The sequence below is a fragment of the Ralstonia chuxiongensis genome (assembly GCF_024158925.1).
GTDB lineage: Bacteria > Pseudomonadota > Gammaproteobacteria > Burkholderiales > Burkholderiaceae > Ralstonia > Ralstonia chuxiongensis.
Map to the genome: position 1 here is coordinate 143,435 of NZ_JAMYWC010000008.1, position 14,735 is coordinate 158,169.

Annotated in this window: 13 protein-coding genes; 5 read left to right on the top strand and 8 right to left on the bottom strand. The window is 66.4% G+C overall.

Annotated features, from left to right (window positions below):
• Nucleotides 1-23 precede the first annotated feature (23 nt).
• The 5 genes from NKG59_RS23520 to NKG59_RS23540 all read right to left on the bottom strand — a co-directional run bounded on the left by NKG59_RS23520 (nt 24) and on the right by NKG59_RS23540 (nt 7,237).
• Complete coding sequence (locus NKG59_RS23520) at nt 24-1,982, bottom strand: hybrid sensor histidine kinase/response regulator (RefSeq protein WP_253541967.1); 1,959 nt, start codon at nt 1,980-1,982, stop codon at nt 24-26.
• A gap of 25 nt (nt 1,983-2,007) precedes the next feature.
• Nucleotides 2,008-2,475, bottom strand: a complete 468-nt coding sequence (locus tag NKG59_RS23525) for a response regulator (RefSeq protein ID WP_253541970.1) — start codon at nt 2,473-2,475, stop codon at nt 2,008-2,010.
• 40 nt (nt 2,476-2,515) lie between these two features.
• Nucleotides 2,516-4,765, bottom strand: a complete 2,250-nt coding sequence (locus tag NKG59_RS23530; RefSeq protein ID WP_253541982.1) for an ATP-binding protein — start codon at nt 4,763-4,765, stop codon at nt 2,516-2,518.
• Nucleotides 4,766-5,130: 365 nt separating this feature from the next.
• Nucleotides 5,131-6,225, bottom strand: coding sequence for a redox-regulated ATPase YchF (gene ychF / locus NKG59_RS23535; protein WP_024977789.1), 1,095 nt, complete (start codon nt 6,223-6,225; stop codon nt 5,131-5,133).
• Nucleotides 6,226-6,349: 124 nt separating this feature from the next.
• Nucleotides 6,350-7,237, bottom strand: coding sequence for a DMT family transporter (locus NKG59_RS23540; protein WP_253541984.1), 888 nt, complete (start codon nt 7,235-7,237; stop codon nt 6,350-6,352).
• A 376-nt stretch (nt 7,238-7,613) separates the two neighbouring features.
• Here NKG59_RS23540 and NKG59_RS23545 point away from each other — a divergent pair, with 376 nt between their 5' ends.
• Entirely contained in the window at nt 7,614-7,991 is a 378-nt protein-coding gene (locus NKG59_RS23545; RefSeq protein WP_253541986.1) for a flagellar protein FliT, read from the top strand.
• A 31-nt stretch (nt 7,992-8,022) separates the two neighbouring features.
• Here the strand turns inward: NKG59_RS23545 and NKG59_RS23550 are convergent, their stop codons facing one another.
• The 3 genes from NKG59_RS23550 to NKG59_RS23560 are packed head-to-tail and all read right to left on the bottom strand — an operon-like array spanning nt 8,023 to nt 9,256.
• Nucleotides 8,023-8,496, bottom strand: coding sequence for a lytic transglycosylase domain-containing protein (locus NKG59_RS23550; protein ID WP_253541988.1), 474 nt, complete (start codon nt 8,494-8,496; stop codon nt 8,023-8,025).
• Nucleotides 8,497-8,517: 21 nt separating this feature from the next.
• Nucleotides 8,518-8,856 carry a hypothetical protein gene (locus NKG59_RS23555; RefSeq protein ID WP_253541991.1) on the bottom strand — a complete coding sequence of 113 codons (339 nt, stop codon included), beginning with the start codon at nt 8,854-8,856 and terminating at the stop codon, nt 8,518-8,520.
• Nucleotides 8,857-8,866: 10 nt separating this feature from the next.
• Nucleotides 8,867-9,256 (bottom strand): hypothetical protein, encoded by a 390-nt coding sequence (locus NKG59_RS23560; protein WP_253541994.1) that lies wholly within the window; start codon nt 9,254-9,256, stop codon nt 8,867-8,869.
• 366 nt (nt 9,257-9,622) lie between these two features.
• Here NKG59_RS23560 and NKG59_RS23565 point away from each other — a divergent pair, with 366 nt between their 5' ends.
• The 4 genes from NKG59_RS23565 (at nt 9,623) to NKG59_RS23580 (ending at nt 14,730) form a co-directional block, all read left to right on the top strand.
• Nucleotides 9,623-10,918: a UbiH/UbiF family hydroxylase gene (locus tag NKG59_RS23565; protein WP_253541998.1), complete on the top strand. Its 1,296-nt coding sequence runs from the start codon at nt 9,623-9,625 to the stop codon at nt 10,916-10,918.
• A gap of 46 nt (nt 10,919-10,964) precedes the next feature.
• Complete coding sequence (locus tag NKG59_RS23570) at nt 10,965-11,711, top strand: DsbC family protein (protein ID WP_045203090.1); 747 nt, start codon at nt 10,965-10,967, stop codon at nt 11,709-11,711.
• Nucleotides 11,712-11,789: 78 nt separating this feature from the next.
• Entirely contained in the window at nt 11,790-12,806 is a 1,017-nt protein-coding gene (gene acuI / locus NKG59_RS23575) for an acrylyl-CoA reductase (NADPH) (protein WP_253542000.1), read from the top strand.
• Nucleotides 12,807-12,873: 67 nt separating this feature from the next.
• Nucleotides 12,874-14,730, top strand: coding sequence for a M61 family metallopeptidase (locus NKG59_RS23580; RefSeq protein ID WP_253542059.1), 1,857 nt, complete (start codon nt 12,874-12,876; stop codon nt 14,728-14,730).
• Nucleotides 14,731-14,735 lie beyond the last annotated feature (5 nt).

Below are 14,735 nucleotides of genomic sequence, written 5' to 3' on the forward strand. Positions count from 1 at the left end.
GTCCTGCGGCGTTCTGGCGCGGCTCAGCCCGCGCCCACGTCGGCAGTGCGCGCATCGCGCGCGGCCAGGTAGCCGGCCATCAGCGTTTCCAGCCGCTTGAAGTCAACCGGCTTGGTCAGGTGATCCGTAAAGCCCGCGTCGCGGCAGCGGGCGATGTCTTCTTCCATGCCGTAGCCCGTAATCGCAATCGACGGTGCGGCTTGCCGCTCGGCAAAAATACGCACCACGTCCAGGCCGCTGCCGTCAGGCAGACCAATGTCGCTGATCAGCAGATCGAACGTGCCAGATTCAGCGGCTTGCATGGCCGTGCGGGCACTATTGGCCACGGCGACGCTGTGACCGAGAATCTCCAGCATTTGCGACATGGCTTCGGCCGTATCGGCGTTGTCTTCCACCAGCAGCACGTGCAAGCCGCGCGTCGGTTGGGCGCGTGGCAAGGGCGGCGAGGGCGGTGTCTCGGGCTGCACCATCTCGGTGGCCAAGGGCAGCGTGAGCGTGAACGTAGCGCCCTCGTGGCGGCCGGCGCTCTCGGCAATCAATGACCCCTCGTGCTTCTGCACCAGCGCGTAGGCAATCGCCAGGCCCAGGCCCAGCCCGCCAAAGCGCTGCGTGATCGATGCGTCGGCCTGTTCGAATGCCGAAAAGATACGCGGCAGTGCGTCGAGTTCGATGCCGATGCCGTTGTCCTTCACCGCCACGGCCACGGTGGAGGGCGACGGGTTCCAGACGCGCACCTCGATGGCGCCGCCTTCGGGCGTGAACTTGACGGCGTTGCGCACCAGGTTCCAGATCACCTGCTGGATGCGTGCGCCGTCGGCATACAGCCGGCTGCGGCCCGCCTCGAAGCGCGTCTTGAGCGACAGCCGCTTGGCCTGCATGTCGTTGCGCGACATCTCCAGCGTGCTTTCCAGCAGCGGATACAAATCGACCAGCGCAAAGCTCACCGCCAGCTTGCCGCGCGCAATGCCGGTGATGTCGAGCAGGTCGTCGATCAGGCGCGCTTCCAGCTCGGCATTGCGGCGCACGACTTCCAGTTGTGCGACCACATACGCCGGCAGATCCTGGCGCAGTTCCAGCAGATGCACGGCGGTCAGGATTGGCGTGAGCGGCGTGCGCAGTTCATGCGAAAGCACGGCCAGGAAGTGGTCCTTGGCGTGGTTGGCGGTCTCGGCTTCTTCCTTTGCGCGGCGCAGGGCGTCGGCAGCGATACGCTCTTCCGTGGAGTCGCGGATGATCTTGGAGAAGCCGACCAGTTGCCCGGTCTCGTTGTGGATGGCGGTGACCACGCTTGATGCGTAGAACGGCGTGCCGTCCTTGCGCAGCATCCAGCGGTCGTCGGTGAGGCTGCCTTCGCGGCGCACGCGTTCGAGCTTGCGCTGGAATTCCCCCGCCTCGCGCGCGGCCTGCGGATACAGAATCTCTGCCGACTTGCCGAGGATGTCCTCGCGTGCATACCCGAGAATGCCGCGCGATGCCGCATTCCAGGTGCGCACGATGCCCTGCGGGTCTAGCGAGAGCACAGCGTGTTCCTTGAGCGCGTTGATCAGCAGGCGGAAGTGCGTCTCCGCCTCGCGTAGGGCGGCTTCGGCGGCGATGCGCTGGCGGCGCTCGGCCGCTTCGGCCAGCGCGCGCAACAGCACCACGGGCAGGCGCTGCAAGCGCTGCTTGATGACGTAATCGGTGGCGCCGCGCTTGAGCATGTCCACCGCATGTTCCTCGCCCAGCGCACCCGATACGAAGATGAACGGCGTTTGCGGCGCCATGCGGCGCGCAATGTCCAGCGCCTCCGCCCCGGTGAATTGCGGCAGCATGTAGTCGGCCAGGATGGCGTCGAAGGTCCGTGCGCTGAGCTGGGCGATGAAGTCGGTCTCGTTGTCGACCAGCGTGGTGTCGGCTTGCAGGTTGGCGGTTTCCAGCCGCGCGCGCGTCAGTTCTGCGTCGAGCGGATTGTCTTCGACCAGCAGCAGTTGCAGATTGGGCATGGGGGCGAATGCTCCGGATTGGCGGCTAGCTCGCCGGCAGCAACGTGCGGCGTGCCCGGGTGGAGCCCGGCGGCGGTTCGTTCAGCACCGCCCAGAACACGCCCAGGTCGGCAATCGCATCGACAAACGCGCGAAACTCCACCGGTTTGACCACATAGGCATTGACGCCCAGCTCGTAGCTGCGCAGCAGGTCGGTTTCTTCTCGCGACGAGGTAAGCATGACCACCGGCAGGCTCTTGAGCACGGGCGTTGCGCGAATCTCAGCCAGCACTTCCAGGCCGTCGAGTTTCGGCAGCTTCAAGTCGAGCAGCACCACGGCCGGGTTGCCTGGTACCCGTTGCGCGTAAAGGTTGCGTGCGTGCAGGTAATCCAGCGCTTCAGCGCCGTCCCGGGTGACGACCACATCGTTGGCAAGCTGGCTGCGCTCCAACGCCAGCAGGGTCAGCTCGAGGTCGTTTGGGTTGTCTTCGACGAGCAGGATGGGTTTGAGCATGGTGACAATGAACGTGGAAAGAACGATCAGGCATCGCGAGTCAGGGTGTGCTGAGGCCTGCCTCGGATACCGCCTGCGGGTCGGGCGTGCGCGGCAGCGCGAAGTAGAACGTCGCGCCGCGATTGAGCTCGCCCTCGGCCCAGGTGCGGCCGCCGTGGCGATCGATGATGCGCCGCACATTGGCCAGGCCGATGCCGGTGCCCTCGAACTCGTCCATGCGATGCAGCCGCTGGAACACGCCGAACAGCTTGGCCACGTATTCCATCGAGAAGCCCACGCCGTTGTCGGCAATGCGCACGATGGTTTCGGCGTCGGTCTGTTCGGCGTCGATATGGATGCGCGCCGGATCACGGTCACGCGTGTATTTGACGGCGTTGGAGAGCAGGTTGCGCATCGCCAGTTGCAAGAATGCCGGGTCGGCGCGTACCACGGGCAACGCGGCGATACTCCACTCGATATGGCGGCGCCCCTGGTCGATCGTCATGTCGCGCACGACGCCGCGCACGAGCTGGGCGAGGTCGACATCGGTCAGGTGAAGCGCGCCCCGGCCCATCTGCGAGAAGGTCAGCAGATCGTCGACGAGCTTGCCCGCAAAGCGCGACGACTCCGAGATCGTCTGCAGAAAATGCCGCCCGCGCGCCGAGACGTGCTGGCCTTCCATCTCGTCGAGCAGTTCGGCATAGCCGGCGATGTGGCGCAGCGGCGCGCGCAAGTCATGCGAAACGGAATACGAGAACGCTTCCAGCTCGTGATTGGCGCGGCGCAGCTCGCTGGTCAACTCTGCGGCTTCTTCAGCGCGGCGCAGCACGATGTTAAGCACGGCGTAGCGGAACTCCGCAGCGGTCTCCACTTCGCTCGTACGCCACGGGCGCGAGGTCTGCGCGACGTGCTCTTGCCAATGGCGCGTGCGGCCGAGCATGTGCCCGTTATCGTGGCTGGTGGCCAGGTCCGGTGCGTCGCCCGTCCAGCGCACGGTGTGCGGGGTTTCGGGGCGGAACCACATTACGTAGTGCCGATGCAGTTGCGAAACCTGCACGGCGAGCACACCGCTGGCCTGGGGCAGCAGTGCCGCGCCGTCCGGATAGGTGGCGGCCAGGCGGTCGGTGTGGAAGACCTCGCCAGGGTGCTCGTTGGCCATCCATTCGGTCAGGCGCAGGATGCTGTCTTCGTCAGGCGCGACACCGATGCGCACGCACTCGCCCTGGCGCACGATGGCGGCGCCGCTTGCCGAGGCAAAGCGCAGCAGATCGGCGGGATGTTCGATCAGGCCATCCTGGAAATGGTCGCGGTCGGCCATCGCAGCCAGCAGGCGCACAAGGATGCGTCGCAGTTCGAGCCGGTGGGCGATCTCGGCGCGGTCTTCCTTTGCCTCGATCTGCAGCGACAGAATCTGCGCCAGGTGTTCGCATGCCGTGCGCACCTCAAACGACAGCGAACAGGGCGTCGCATGGTGGCAGGCGATCAAGCCCCAGAGGTTGCCGCGCACCGTAAGCGCCAGCGTCAGCGAGGCCTTGGCGCCCATGCGGCGCATGGTTTCGCGCTGCGCATCGGACGCGGCGCGCAGGGCCGCGTACGTCAGATCAGTCGTGCGCCCCGTGGATGGGTGCAGAGGCGGCACCAGACCCACCGGCGTATCGTCCACGTCTGCCACCAGGCGCAAGGGGCTGTGGCTATACAGGCTGTGCAGTTCGGGCGTCACGCCCGCGCCGGACAGGTGCGTGCCGACCAGCGTGTCATAGGCGTTGTTGCGCGCCTCTGCGAGTGCCTGCAAGGAACCATCGCGGTCTATGCGGTAGATCGTGACGCGGCCAAAGCCGGTCAGGCGGCGGACTTCGCGCGCGGCCAAGTCCGTCAGCGCATCGACCGTGCTGGCCGCTTGCAGGCTGGCGACGAACGTGCGCACCAGCGGGTACATCGATGCAAACGCGCCGTCGGCCGCACGCGCGGCAGGTTCCAGCTCCAGGATCAGCGTGCGCTTGTGCCGGTGCGTCACCGCGTCGAGCGCGTGGCCGTGTGGCGTCTGCAGCGTGCCGATATACAGAGGATGGCCGTCGATGCTGTGTGTGCCCAGAGCGCGCTCCAGCAACTTGCGGCCGGCGGTGCCGATCACACGGTCGACGGGGGCCTGCAGCGCAGTGGCCAGTGGCGTACCCAGCGCGGCCTCCAGGTTTTCGCTCACCTGGTGGATGCGTAAATCGGGCTCCGACAGGCACAGCAACACCCCGCGCGACTGGATGGCAGCGTGGCTGCCGATGCCGGGCGAGGCGTCGATGTCGTCAACTGCGGACAAGGGCGGAGGCGATTGCGAACTCATGGCGTCGGGCGAGTGCACCGCCCCGATGGCCTTGGCTGAATGCCTGGCGGGGACGGCGGGCTGCCCCGGGCGGAAGCGGCCTGCCGGGGTTCAGCGTATTTGCCAGGTTGCTACGCAAGCGACGTGCCCGACACGTGAAAACGGCATGGCGATGCGCCCGGTAGAGCACCGAAGCAGCGTTGTCGTCCCTTCCCGCATGTAAAAAAGTGATGCTGGGCCGCCTCAACGTTACAAGGCTGGACGGTGCCCGGGTTGTCCTGTTGCTCAGGCTTGCATTTTCGCGTCGCCCATGAAAAAAGCCCCGCAGCGATTGCGGGGCTTTTTCGTTGTGCTTGTGCTGCTCAGACGTTGAACAGGAAGTGCAGCACATCGCCGTCCTTGACGATGTATTCCTTGCCTTCGGCGCGCATCTTGCCGGCTTCCTTGGCACCTTGTTCGCCCTTGAACTGGATGAAATCGTCGTACGAAATCGTCTGGGCGCGGATAAAGCCGCGTTCGAAGTCGGTGTGGATGGCCGCAGCGGCACGCGGGGCCGTGTCGCCGATGTGGATCGTCCAGGCGCGCACTTCCTTCACACCGGCGGTGAAGTAGGTTTGCAGGCCGAGCAGCTTGAAGGCCGCGCGGATCACGCGGTTCAGGCCGGGTTCGTCCATGCCGATGTCGGCCAGGAATTCAGCCTTGTCAGCGTCATCCAGATCCGCGATTTCGGCCTCGATGGCGGCGCACACGGCCACCACCGGCGAATTCGTCTGCGCGGCGTAGTTGCGCACGGCGTCCAGGTGCGGGTTGTTCTCGAAGCCGTCTTCGCGCACGTTGGCCACGTACATGGTCGGCTTGGCGGTAATCAGGCACAGCGGCTTGATGGTTGCCCACTCATCGTCGGTCAGGTTCAGGCCGCGCACCGGCTTGGCTTCATCCAGCACCTTCTGCGCTTTTTCCAGCACCGCGACCAGCTTGGCGGCTTCCTTGTCGTTGCCCGACTTGGCGGCCTTGGTGTAGCGCTGCAGTGCCTTTTCAACCGTGGCCAGGTCAGCGAGGGCCAGTTCGGTGTTGATGACCTCGATGTCGGCGATCGGGTCGACCTTGCCGGCGACGTGGATCACGTTTTCATCTTCGAAACAGCGCACCACGTGCGTGATGGCATCCGTCTCGCGGATGTTGGCCAGGAACTGGTTGCCCAGGCCTTCACCCTTGGAGGCGCCCGCCACCAGGCCCGCAATGTCGACGAACTCGACCACCGCCGGCAGCACCCGCTCGGGCTTGACGATGTCGGCCAGCGCTTGCAGGCGGACGTCCGGCACTTCCACCACGCCTACGTTGGGCTCGATCGTGCAGAACGGGTAGTTCTCGGCAGCGATGCCGGCTTTGGTCAGGGCATTGAACAGGGTCGACTTGCCGACGTTCGGCAGACCAACGATGCCGCATTGGAGGCTCATGGTGAAAAAGGCTCTAAATCAAGGGGTTGCGTGACGCGGGGGAGGCGGCAGCACAGCGGAATCCGGGCTGTGCGCGTCGTTCACGGAAAGGCGTGATTGTAACCGCTCCGGATGGCGTCTAGCCCTACGATGCCGCTTCGGCGCGCTTGCGCTGCGTGCGGCTGGCCAGCACCAGGGCAATGCCACCGAGGATGGCGGCGGAGGCGGCTGCCAGGCGCGGGGTCAGCGGCTCCGCCAGGAACAGCACCGCGCCGAACGCCGCAATGGGCGGCACCGACAGTTGCACCGCCGCCGCACGGATCGCCGACAGCCCTTTGAGCGCGGCGTACCAGATCACATAGCCGATGCCCGAAGTGAGGGCGCCGGAGGCAAGCGCGAGCAGGATACCGGCCGGGCTGGCGTGTGCGCGGTCATACAGCAACATGCTCAGCGCGAGCGCCATGGGAGCGGCGCGCAGGAAGTTGCCGGCAGTTGCACCCAGCGGATTGTCGAGCCCGCGCCCGCGCAGGGAATACACGCCCCAGGCCACGCCCGCCACCGTCATCAACGCGGCACCCAGCGGCGTCGGCGCTGTCACGCCGGGCGATACGAGATAGATGAGCCCACCTGCCGCCAGCGCAAAACCCGCCCAGCCAAGCGCCTCGAACCGTTCGCCGGCACGCAGGCCGGCCGCCAGCATGGTGAGCTGCACCGCGCCAAACAGAATCAGCGCGCCGGTGCCTGCGCTCAGCGTCAGATACGCAAACGAGAAGAAGACGACATAGACGAAGAGCATCGTCGCGGCAGCCCAATCAACACGCGCTGGCGGTGTCTGCCCCGCGCTTGCCCGCGCAAGGACGGCTAGCACGACGGCGCCCGATACCAGCCGGATGCTGGAAAAGCTCGCCGCATCGATGGCCGCCTGTTGAAGCGCCAGCCGGCACAGCAGCGAGTTCGACGCGAACGCCACCATGGTGATGCAGGTGAGCAGCACCGTGCGCAGGGCGGGGTGCGCGTCGTTTGTCTGGTCCATGTGAGTTCTCATTCGATGGGCAATCGGCGCTCCGGAGATGCCCGGCCCGAGCAACCGATCGCATGCTAGCGGCGCGATGTCCTCATTCTAGAGTGCGGCTTGGGCAAACAAGGCGCTTCACGGCTGCATGGACGAGGGGGCGAAGGCGTTACGGGCCCCGTTACGCGTTACGTTCCAGAAACGTAACAACTTCGCGTGAAGCGGCCGTTTTTCGGGCCCGCGACGCCTGCCGCCAGATGCCCTCCGTATCCTACGAAGCCAAGCCGGCAAAGACTTGAGCGCCGTTTCTGCGCGCACTGGAGACGGTGGCGGGCCGCCCGGGCATGCCTATTGCACTGGTCTCCCGCAAACAACACGTTTGATTCTGGAGCACAGCATGTCCTGGACCGTCGCCACCGCCGCCCGCCCGATCCATACGGTTTCCGACAGCGCTGGCCTGTTCGCCAGCTACGAGGCCATCGCGAGCCTGTCCGAAAACATGGTGGATGCGGCCGAACGCGGCGATTGGGACGAAGTGAGCTTGCTGGAGCGCGAATGCGCGGCCCACATGGAGCGTCTGGGCCACGGCCTGCGCCCGGCCTTGTCGCACGAAGAAGTGCAACGCAAGCGTGACCTGATGATGCGTATTCTGGCCAACGACGCCCGCGTGCGTGCGCTGGTCTGCCCGCGCCAGGATGAACTGATGCGCCTGGTCAGCGGCGAGCGCCGCGCCATTGGCGCACGCCAGGCGTACGCCGCCGTTTCGTACTACTGAGCAGCAGAGCGGTTCCGGGACCGGACCCGATTCAGCGGTCCGCCCGCAATTCTCCCCACGACATCAGCACCCGCTGGATGCTGCGCGCATAGGCGTCGCGGTGGACAGGAGTTTCCGAGTGGTACGCGCCGATGGCCCGCCAGGTGTTTCCGTGGCGCACCATCTTTTGCTTGAGCAGCCACGCCGCCACGAACACGTTGACGCAGGCGTCGGTCAACGCACGGCGCGGCACGCCGTAGCGGGCCAGCGTGCTGAAGTGGATCGAGTTGATCTGCGCCTGGCCGATGTCGACCGAGCCGTCGGCGTTGCGGTGGATGGCGCCGGCATCGCCCTTTGATTCAAACCACACGATCGCGCGCAGCACCGCAGGGTTGACGCCCTGGTAGGTGCCCGCCTGCTCGAAGCAATCGCCCGAGGCGGCGTGCGCAGCAACGCTGGAGGCGGCCAGCACAAGCGCCACGCCAAGGCGGCTGCAGGTCAAGCGAAGAGGGCGGGCGAGGGACATGGCGGCTCCGGCGGTTTCCGATTACTTCTGCAGGGCCACTTCAAGCTGCCGCTCGATACCGGCCAGATACGTGTGCGATGCCTCCGACACCACCATGCGCGGCACCGGCTCGGTCGCCTTGCGCCACTGTGGGAGCGCGACCTTGCGCTTGCCGCCGCGCGTGCGCGCCACGGGCGCCGGTTCGATTTCGGCTCCGCCGCCGGGCGGCAGCATCGCCAGCGAGGGCAGGGGCGGATAGACGCGGTCGGGCGCCGCAGTTGTCGTCGGCATCAGTGTGTCGGGTGGCGCGGCAAAGACCGTTGCGGCCGGTATCGCCAGCAGGCCAACGGTGAGCGGAACGAGCAGATGGGTCATTCGCATGACGGTCCTCTTAATCCTGCGTGCGGATCGTCACGCTGTAGGGCTGGCTGGCGCTGACGGTCAGGTTTTCCAGGCGGACGTAGCCCGCGCGCTGCGCGGGCACGCCGTTCCACAGCGCCTGGTTCAGATAACGGAAATCCTGCGCCAGTGCGGCCACCTGGATCGTCGCGGGGTGTTTCTGCGCAGCGGCCAGTGCCCCAGCCTTGGTCAGCACGGCGGTCAGTTGCGGGTCATGCGCGCCCAGTGCATCAGGCGGGATGGCGAAGGTCATGACTTCGCCCGTGGGCGCGGTGCGGGCCACCGGGGCTGGCGTCTGGGCAGGCATTTGCGCGCAGCCGGCCAGTGCCAGCAGCGCGGCCAGCGTCAGCGATGCGGCGAAGCGTTCGGAAAAAGTCCACATGGCGATGAGGAATGTGTGGATCGGACCCGCACTGTATCGGCCGGCCGCGCCCGTCAAAACGTCGAATTACCCGGCTTTTATCGTCCATCCCGACGGATGGCTTGAGTCGCTGAATTCGGGTGAAAACGGCGTCACATCGCGGGTTTGCGGTCGGGCGAATTGCCTCGCACATATGCGGCGCACTCGGCATATTGGCGCGCCAAATATGCGCTGCGCGTTGCAATGGGTTCGTGTGGCGCCGGCGTCTCGCCGCAGGGCTGGTAGGCGTAAACACCGAGCCGCGGTGCGGCACCGCCAAGTGTCGGCCGTGACACATTTGCGCGGCCACAAGGCTGGAAGACCCCTCGCCGCTATAATCGGCGCACCATGAATACACCCGCGTTTTCCTCTTCCAAGGCTGTGCCCAAAGAGGCAGCGCCTTACCACTTGGCCGTGGTGGGCGGCGGCATCGTCGGGCGCGCCTGCGCGCTGCGGCTGGCGCAGATCGGCTTGCGCATCGCGCATATCGCACCGCCCGCCCCAGCCTCCGCGCCCGCTGGGCCGGATGCCTGGGATGCGCGTGTCTACGCGTTTTCTTCCAGCTCCCAGGCGCTGCTGGAGCAGTTGCGCATCTGGCCGGCGCTCGACATGACGCGCGTGCAGCCTGTGCAGGACATGCGGATCTTTGGCGACGACGCTGCCGCACGTGGCGAGCACGCCCACCCCGACCTGCATTTTTCCGCCTACGCAGCCGGCACGCCGCAACTGGCGTGGATTGCCGAATCGTCGCTCGTCGAGCGCGCGCTGGAAACGGCGCTGCGCTTCGCCCATACGGTGCAGACCTTCCCGCATGCCGCCACCGGCTTCGAAATGGAAGCTGATGCCGTGCGGCTGACGCTGGCCGACGGGCAGACGATCCGCGCGGAATGCGTGATCGGCGCCGACGGCAAGAATTCGTGGGTGCGCCAGCAGGCCGGCATCCAGGCCGAAGCGAAGCCGTATCGACAGCTTGGCGTGGTTGCCAACTTCCAGGCCGAGCGCTGGCATCAGGACACCGCGTGGCAATGGTTCCTCGGTGCATCTGCCGAGCAGGCCGCCGCACCGGATGACACCACCCCGTTGCGCGGCGAGATCCTCGCGATGCTGCCGTTGCCCGATCGGCGCATGTCAATGGTGTGGTCCGCCAGCGAAGACCACGCCCGCGAGCTGCTCGCGCTGTCGCCGGAGGCGCTGTGCCGCGCCGTGGAAGCCGCGGCCGGTGGCGCCATCGCCGCACGCTTTGGTCGTCTGTCGAACATCACGCCTGCGCAGGGCTTCCCGCTCGTGCTGCAACACGCCAGCCGGGCGGTCGCGCCGCGTGTGGCGCTGGTGGGCGACGCTGCGCATGTGATCCATCCGCTGGCCGGGCAGGGCATGAACCTCGGGCTTCGGGATGTGGCCGAAATTGGCCGGGTGATGGCGGAACGTGAAACCATGCGCGATCATGGCGATCTGAGGTTGCTGCGCCGTTATGAGCGCGCCCGCCGCGAAGACCTGCTTTCGCTCACGGCCGCTACCGATGGTCTGCACAAACTGTTCGCCCTGCCGGGCGCGCTGCCCCGCACGGTACGCAACGCGGGGATGCGCATGGTGGGCATGACGCCATTTATCAAACGCTTGTTGATCAAGCACGCACTCGGCTGAGGCTGTCTCAGCGGGTTTGTGGTTTTTCGGGGTTCCAGGAGTCGTTATGTCGTTTCGTATTCGGGTGGCGGCCATCGCCTCTGCGGTGGCTGTGGCAGCCATTGGCGCGGGCTATGTATTGAGCGCCGGTGCCGCCGAGCCCGCATTGGACAAGGTCAAGGCCACGGTACAGAAGGCCCTGGGCCCGAACGTGGAAATCAAGAGCGTCACCAAGTCGCCGCTGGCTGGCCTGTACGAAATCAACCTCGGCAGCCAGGTCGTCTACAGCGATGCCACCGGCCGCTACGTGCTCAATGGCGACCTGCTTGATACGCAGACCGCCACCAACCTCACGCAAGAGCGCCTGGCCGAGCTGAACCGCGTGAAGTGGTCCGACTTGCCGCTGGACCGCGCCGTGAAATGGGTCAAGGGCAACGGCGCACGCAAGATCGCCGTGTTTTCCGATCCGAACTGCCCGTACTGCCACAAGCTGGAGCAGATGCTCACGCAGGTCGACAACATCACGGTCTACACCTTCCTGTTCCCGATCCTGTCGGAAGACTCCAACACCAAGGCCAAGCAGATCTGGTGTTCGGCTGACCGCGCCAAGGCCTGGCGTGATTGGATGACCGCCAAGACCGCCCCGGGCGGCGCCGGCACCTGCGACACACCGCTGGAAGCCAACCTGAAGCTCGGCCAGCAGCTCAACGTGACCGGCACGCCGGCCATCATCTTCCCGGACGGCACCCGGGCCCCGGGCCTGATCGACGCGGCCACGCTGGAGCGCAAGTTCGCCGCGCTCAAGAAGTCGTAATTCGCACGAAGGAAGCGCCGGTAGATCCGGCGCTTTTTCTTTGGGCGCTTGCATTCACCTCACCCTCGGAGACTTGGCATGTCGTTTCGCGCGCTGATGCTGGAAAAGCAGGATGGCGGGCCGCTGGCCCACATCGTCGACCTTGATGACGCGGCGTTGTCCACGCCCGAAGCGCTTGCCAACGATGTGACCGCTGGCGACGTGCTGATCCGCGTGGACTGGTCGACCATCAATTACAAGGACGGCCTGGCCATCACCGGCAAAGGCCCCGTGGTGCGCAAGTGGCCGATGGTGGCCGGTATCGACGGGGCGGGCGTGGTGCTCGATTCCTCGCACCCGGACTGGAGGACGGGCGATTCGGTCGTGCTCAACGGCTGGGGCGTCGGCGAGACGCACTGGGGTTGCCTTGCCCAGCAGGCGCGGCTTTCCGGCGATTGGCTGGTGGCATTGCCGGCGGGGCTCGATGCGCGCCAGGCCATGGCGATCGGCACCGCAGGCTACACGGCCATGCTCTCGGTGTTGGCGCTGGAGCGCGCCGGCGTGAAACCAGGCGACGGCGAGGTGCTGGTGACCGGCGCGTCGGGTGGCGTGGGCTCGATCGCCATCGCGCTGCTCGGCAAGCTGGGCTACCGCGTGGTGGCGTCCACCGGCAAGACGAGCGAGGCCGATTTTCTGCAGGCGCTGGGCGCGGCGGAGGTGATCGACCGCGCCGAGCTGTCCGCCCCTGGCAAACCGCTGCAGAAGGAGCGCTGGGCCGCGGTGGTCGATTCGGTGGGCTCGCACACGCTGGTCAACGCCTGCGCACAGGTGCGCTACGGCGGCGTCGTCACGGCGTGCGGGCTGGCGCAGGGAATGGATTTTCCGGCGACCGTCGCGCCGTTCATCCTGCGTGGCATAACGCTGTGCGGGATCGATAGCGTGATGGCACCGCGTGCGTTGCGCCAGACCGCGTGGCAACGCCTGGCCGCCGATCTGCTGCCCGATCGCCTGGCCGCCATCACGCGCGAGGTGACGCTCTCAGGGGCCATCGACGCTGCACACGACATCGTGGCCGGCAAGATGCGCGGGCGCGTCGTGGTCGACGTCAACCGATAGGCTGGCAGGCCGGTTTGCGGACGATTTGCCTTCGGCAGCGTGGGACGGCAACGCTACAATGTCCGCCATGAAGCCGATCCGCTACACCATCGCCCCCGCCGCGCCTGAAGCGCACGTTTTCACCGTCACCGTCACGGTTGACGCGCCTGACAGCCAAGGCCAGCGCTTTTCGCTGCCGGCGTGGATTCCGGGCAGCTACATGATCCGCGAGTTCGCACGCAACATCGTGCGGATCGAGGCATCGTCGGCTGACAGGCCGGTGCGCCTGACCAAGGTCGACAAGCACACGTGGTGGGCCGCCCCGTGCAGCGGGCCGCTGACGGTTTCATACGACGTCTATGCGTGGGACTTGTCAGTGCGCGCCGCGCATCTGGACGCCACGCACGGCTTCTTCAACGGCACGTCGGTATTTCTGCGTGTGGAAGGCGCGGATGACCAGCGGTGCCTGGTCGACATCCAGCCGCCCGCCGGAGATGCCTACCGCGGCTGGCGCGTGGCCACCGCGCTGCGCGAAGCCACTGGCCGCGTCCAGGGCAAGGCTGGCGCCAAGCGCTACGGCTTCGGCTGGTACGAAGCGGCCGATTACGACGAACTGATCGACCACCCGGTCGAGATGGGCACGTTCGAGCTGGTGTCGTTCGAGGCCTGCGGCGCGCAGCACGACGCCGTCTTTACCGGCCGCGTGCCGAATCTCGATCTGGAACGCATCGCCCGCGACTTCAAGCGCATCTGCGAAGCGCAGATCCGCCTGTTCGAGCCGCACACTGCCACGGCGCCGTTCCTCGACAGCAACCGCCGCTACGTCTTCATGACGATGGTCACCACCGACGGCTACGGCGGCCTGGAGCACCGTGCCAGCACCGCATTGATGTGCGCGCGCAACGACCTGCCCGTGACCGGCCGCGATGAGACCACCGAGGGCTATCGCACCTTCCTTGGCCTTGTCAGCCACGAGTATTTCCACACCTGGAACGTCAAGCGCATCAAACCGGCCACCTTCGTGCCGTACGCGCTCGACCGCGAGGTCCACACGCCGCTGCTGTGGCTGTTTGAAGGGTTCACCAGCTACTACGATGACCTGATGCTGGTGCGCTCGGGCCTGATCTCTGAAGCGCAGTATCTGGAGATGCTCGGCAAGACGTGGAACGGCGTGCTGCGCGGCGCCGGCCGCCTGAAGCAGAGCGTGGCCGAAAGCTCGTTCGATGCGTGGACGAAGTACTACCGCCAGGACGAAAACGCACCCAACGCCATCGTCAGCTACTACACCAAGGGCTCCCTGGTGGCGCTGGCGCTGGACTTGACGATCCGCACGCAGACCCACGGCGAACGTTCGCTCGACGACGTGATGCGTGCCCTGTGGGTGACGTACGGCCGTGATTTCTATGCCGCCGGGCACACGCAGCGCGGCGTGACTGAAGCCGGGCTGATCAGCCTGATGGAAGAAACCACCGGTGTACGCCTGCGCACGCTGGTGCGCCAGTTGAGCGAGGGCCGCGACGACCCGCCGCTGCCCGCGCTCTTCAAGGCGATGGGCGTTAGCGCCACGCGCAAGGCCGCCGATACGGCGCTCGCGCTGGGCGTCAAGACCGCCGCCGAGAACGGCTTCGTCAAGCTGCAGCAGGTATTCGACGGCAGCCCGGCGCAGCGCGCCGGATTGTCTGCCGGCGATCTGATCGTCGCGGTGGACGGCTTGCGTGTGCCGTCGGGTCAGCTCGACAAGACGCTCACGCGCCATCGCGCCGACGATATCGTGCCGGTGCACGTGTTTCGCCGCGACGAACTGATGACGCTGAACGTGACACTCGCCGCCGATGCCACGCCGCAGTTCACCCTGGCGCTGGCGACGGAGCCGTCGCCGCTGCGCTCGGCGTGGCTGGGCAAGCGGGCGGCTGCGCGCAAGGTAGCGCGCGGCAAGTCGGCCTGACGCAC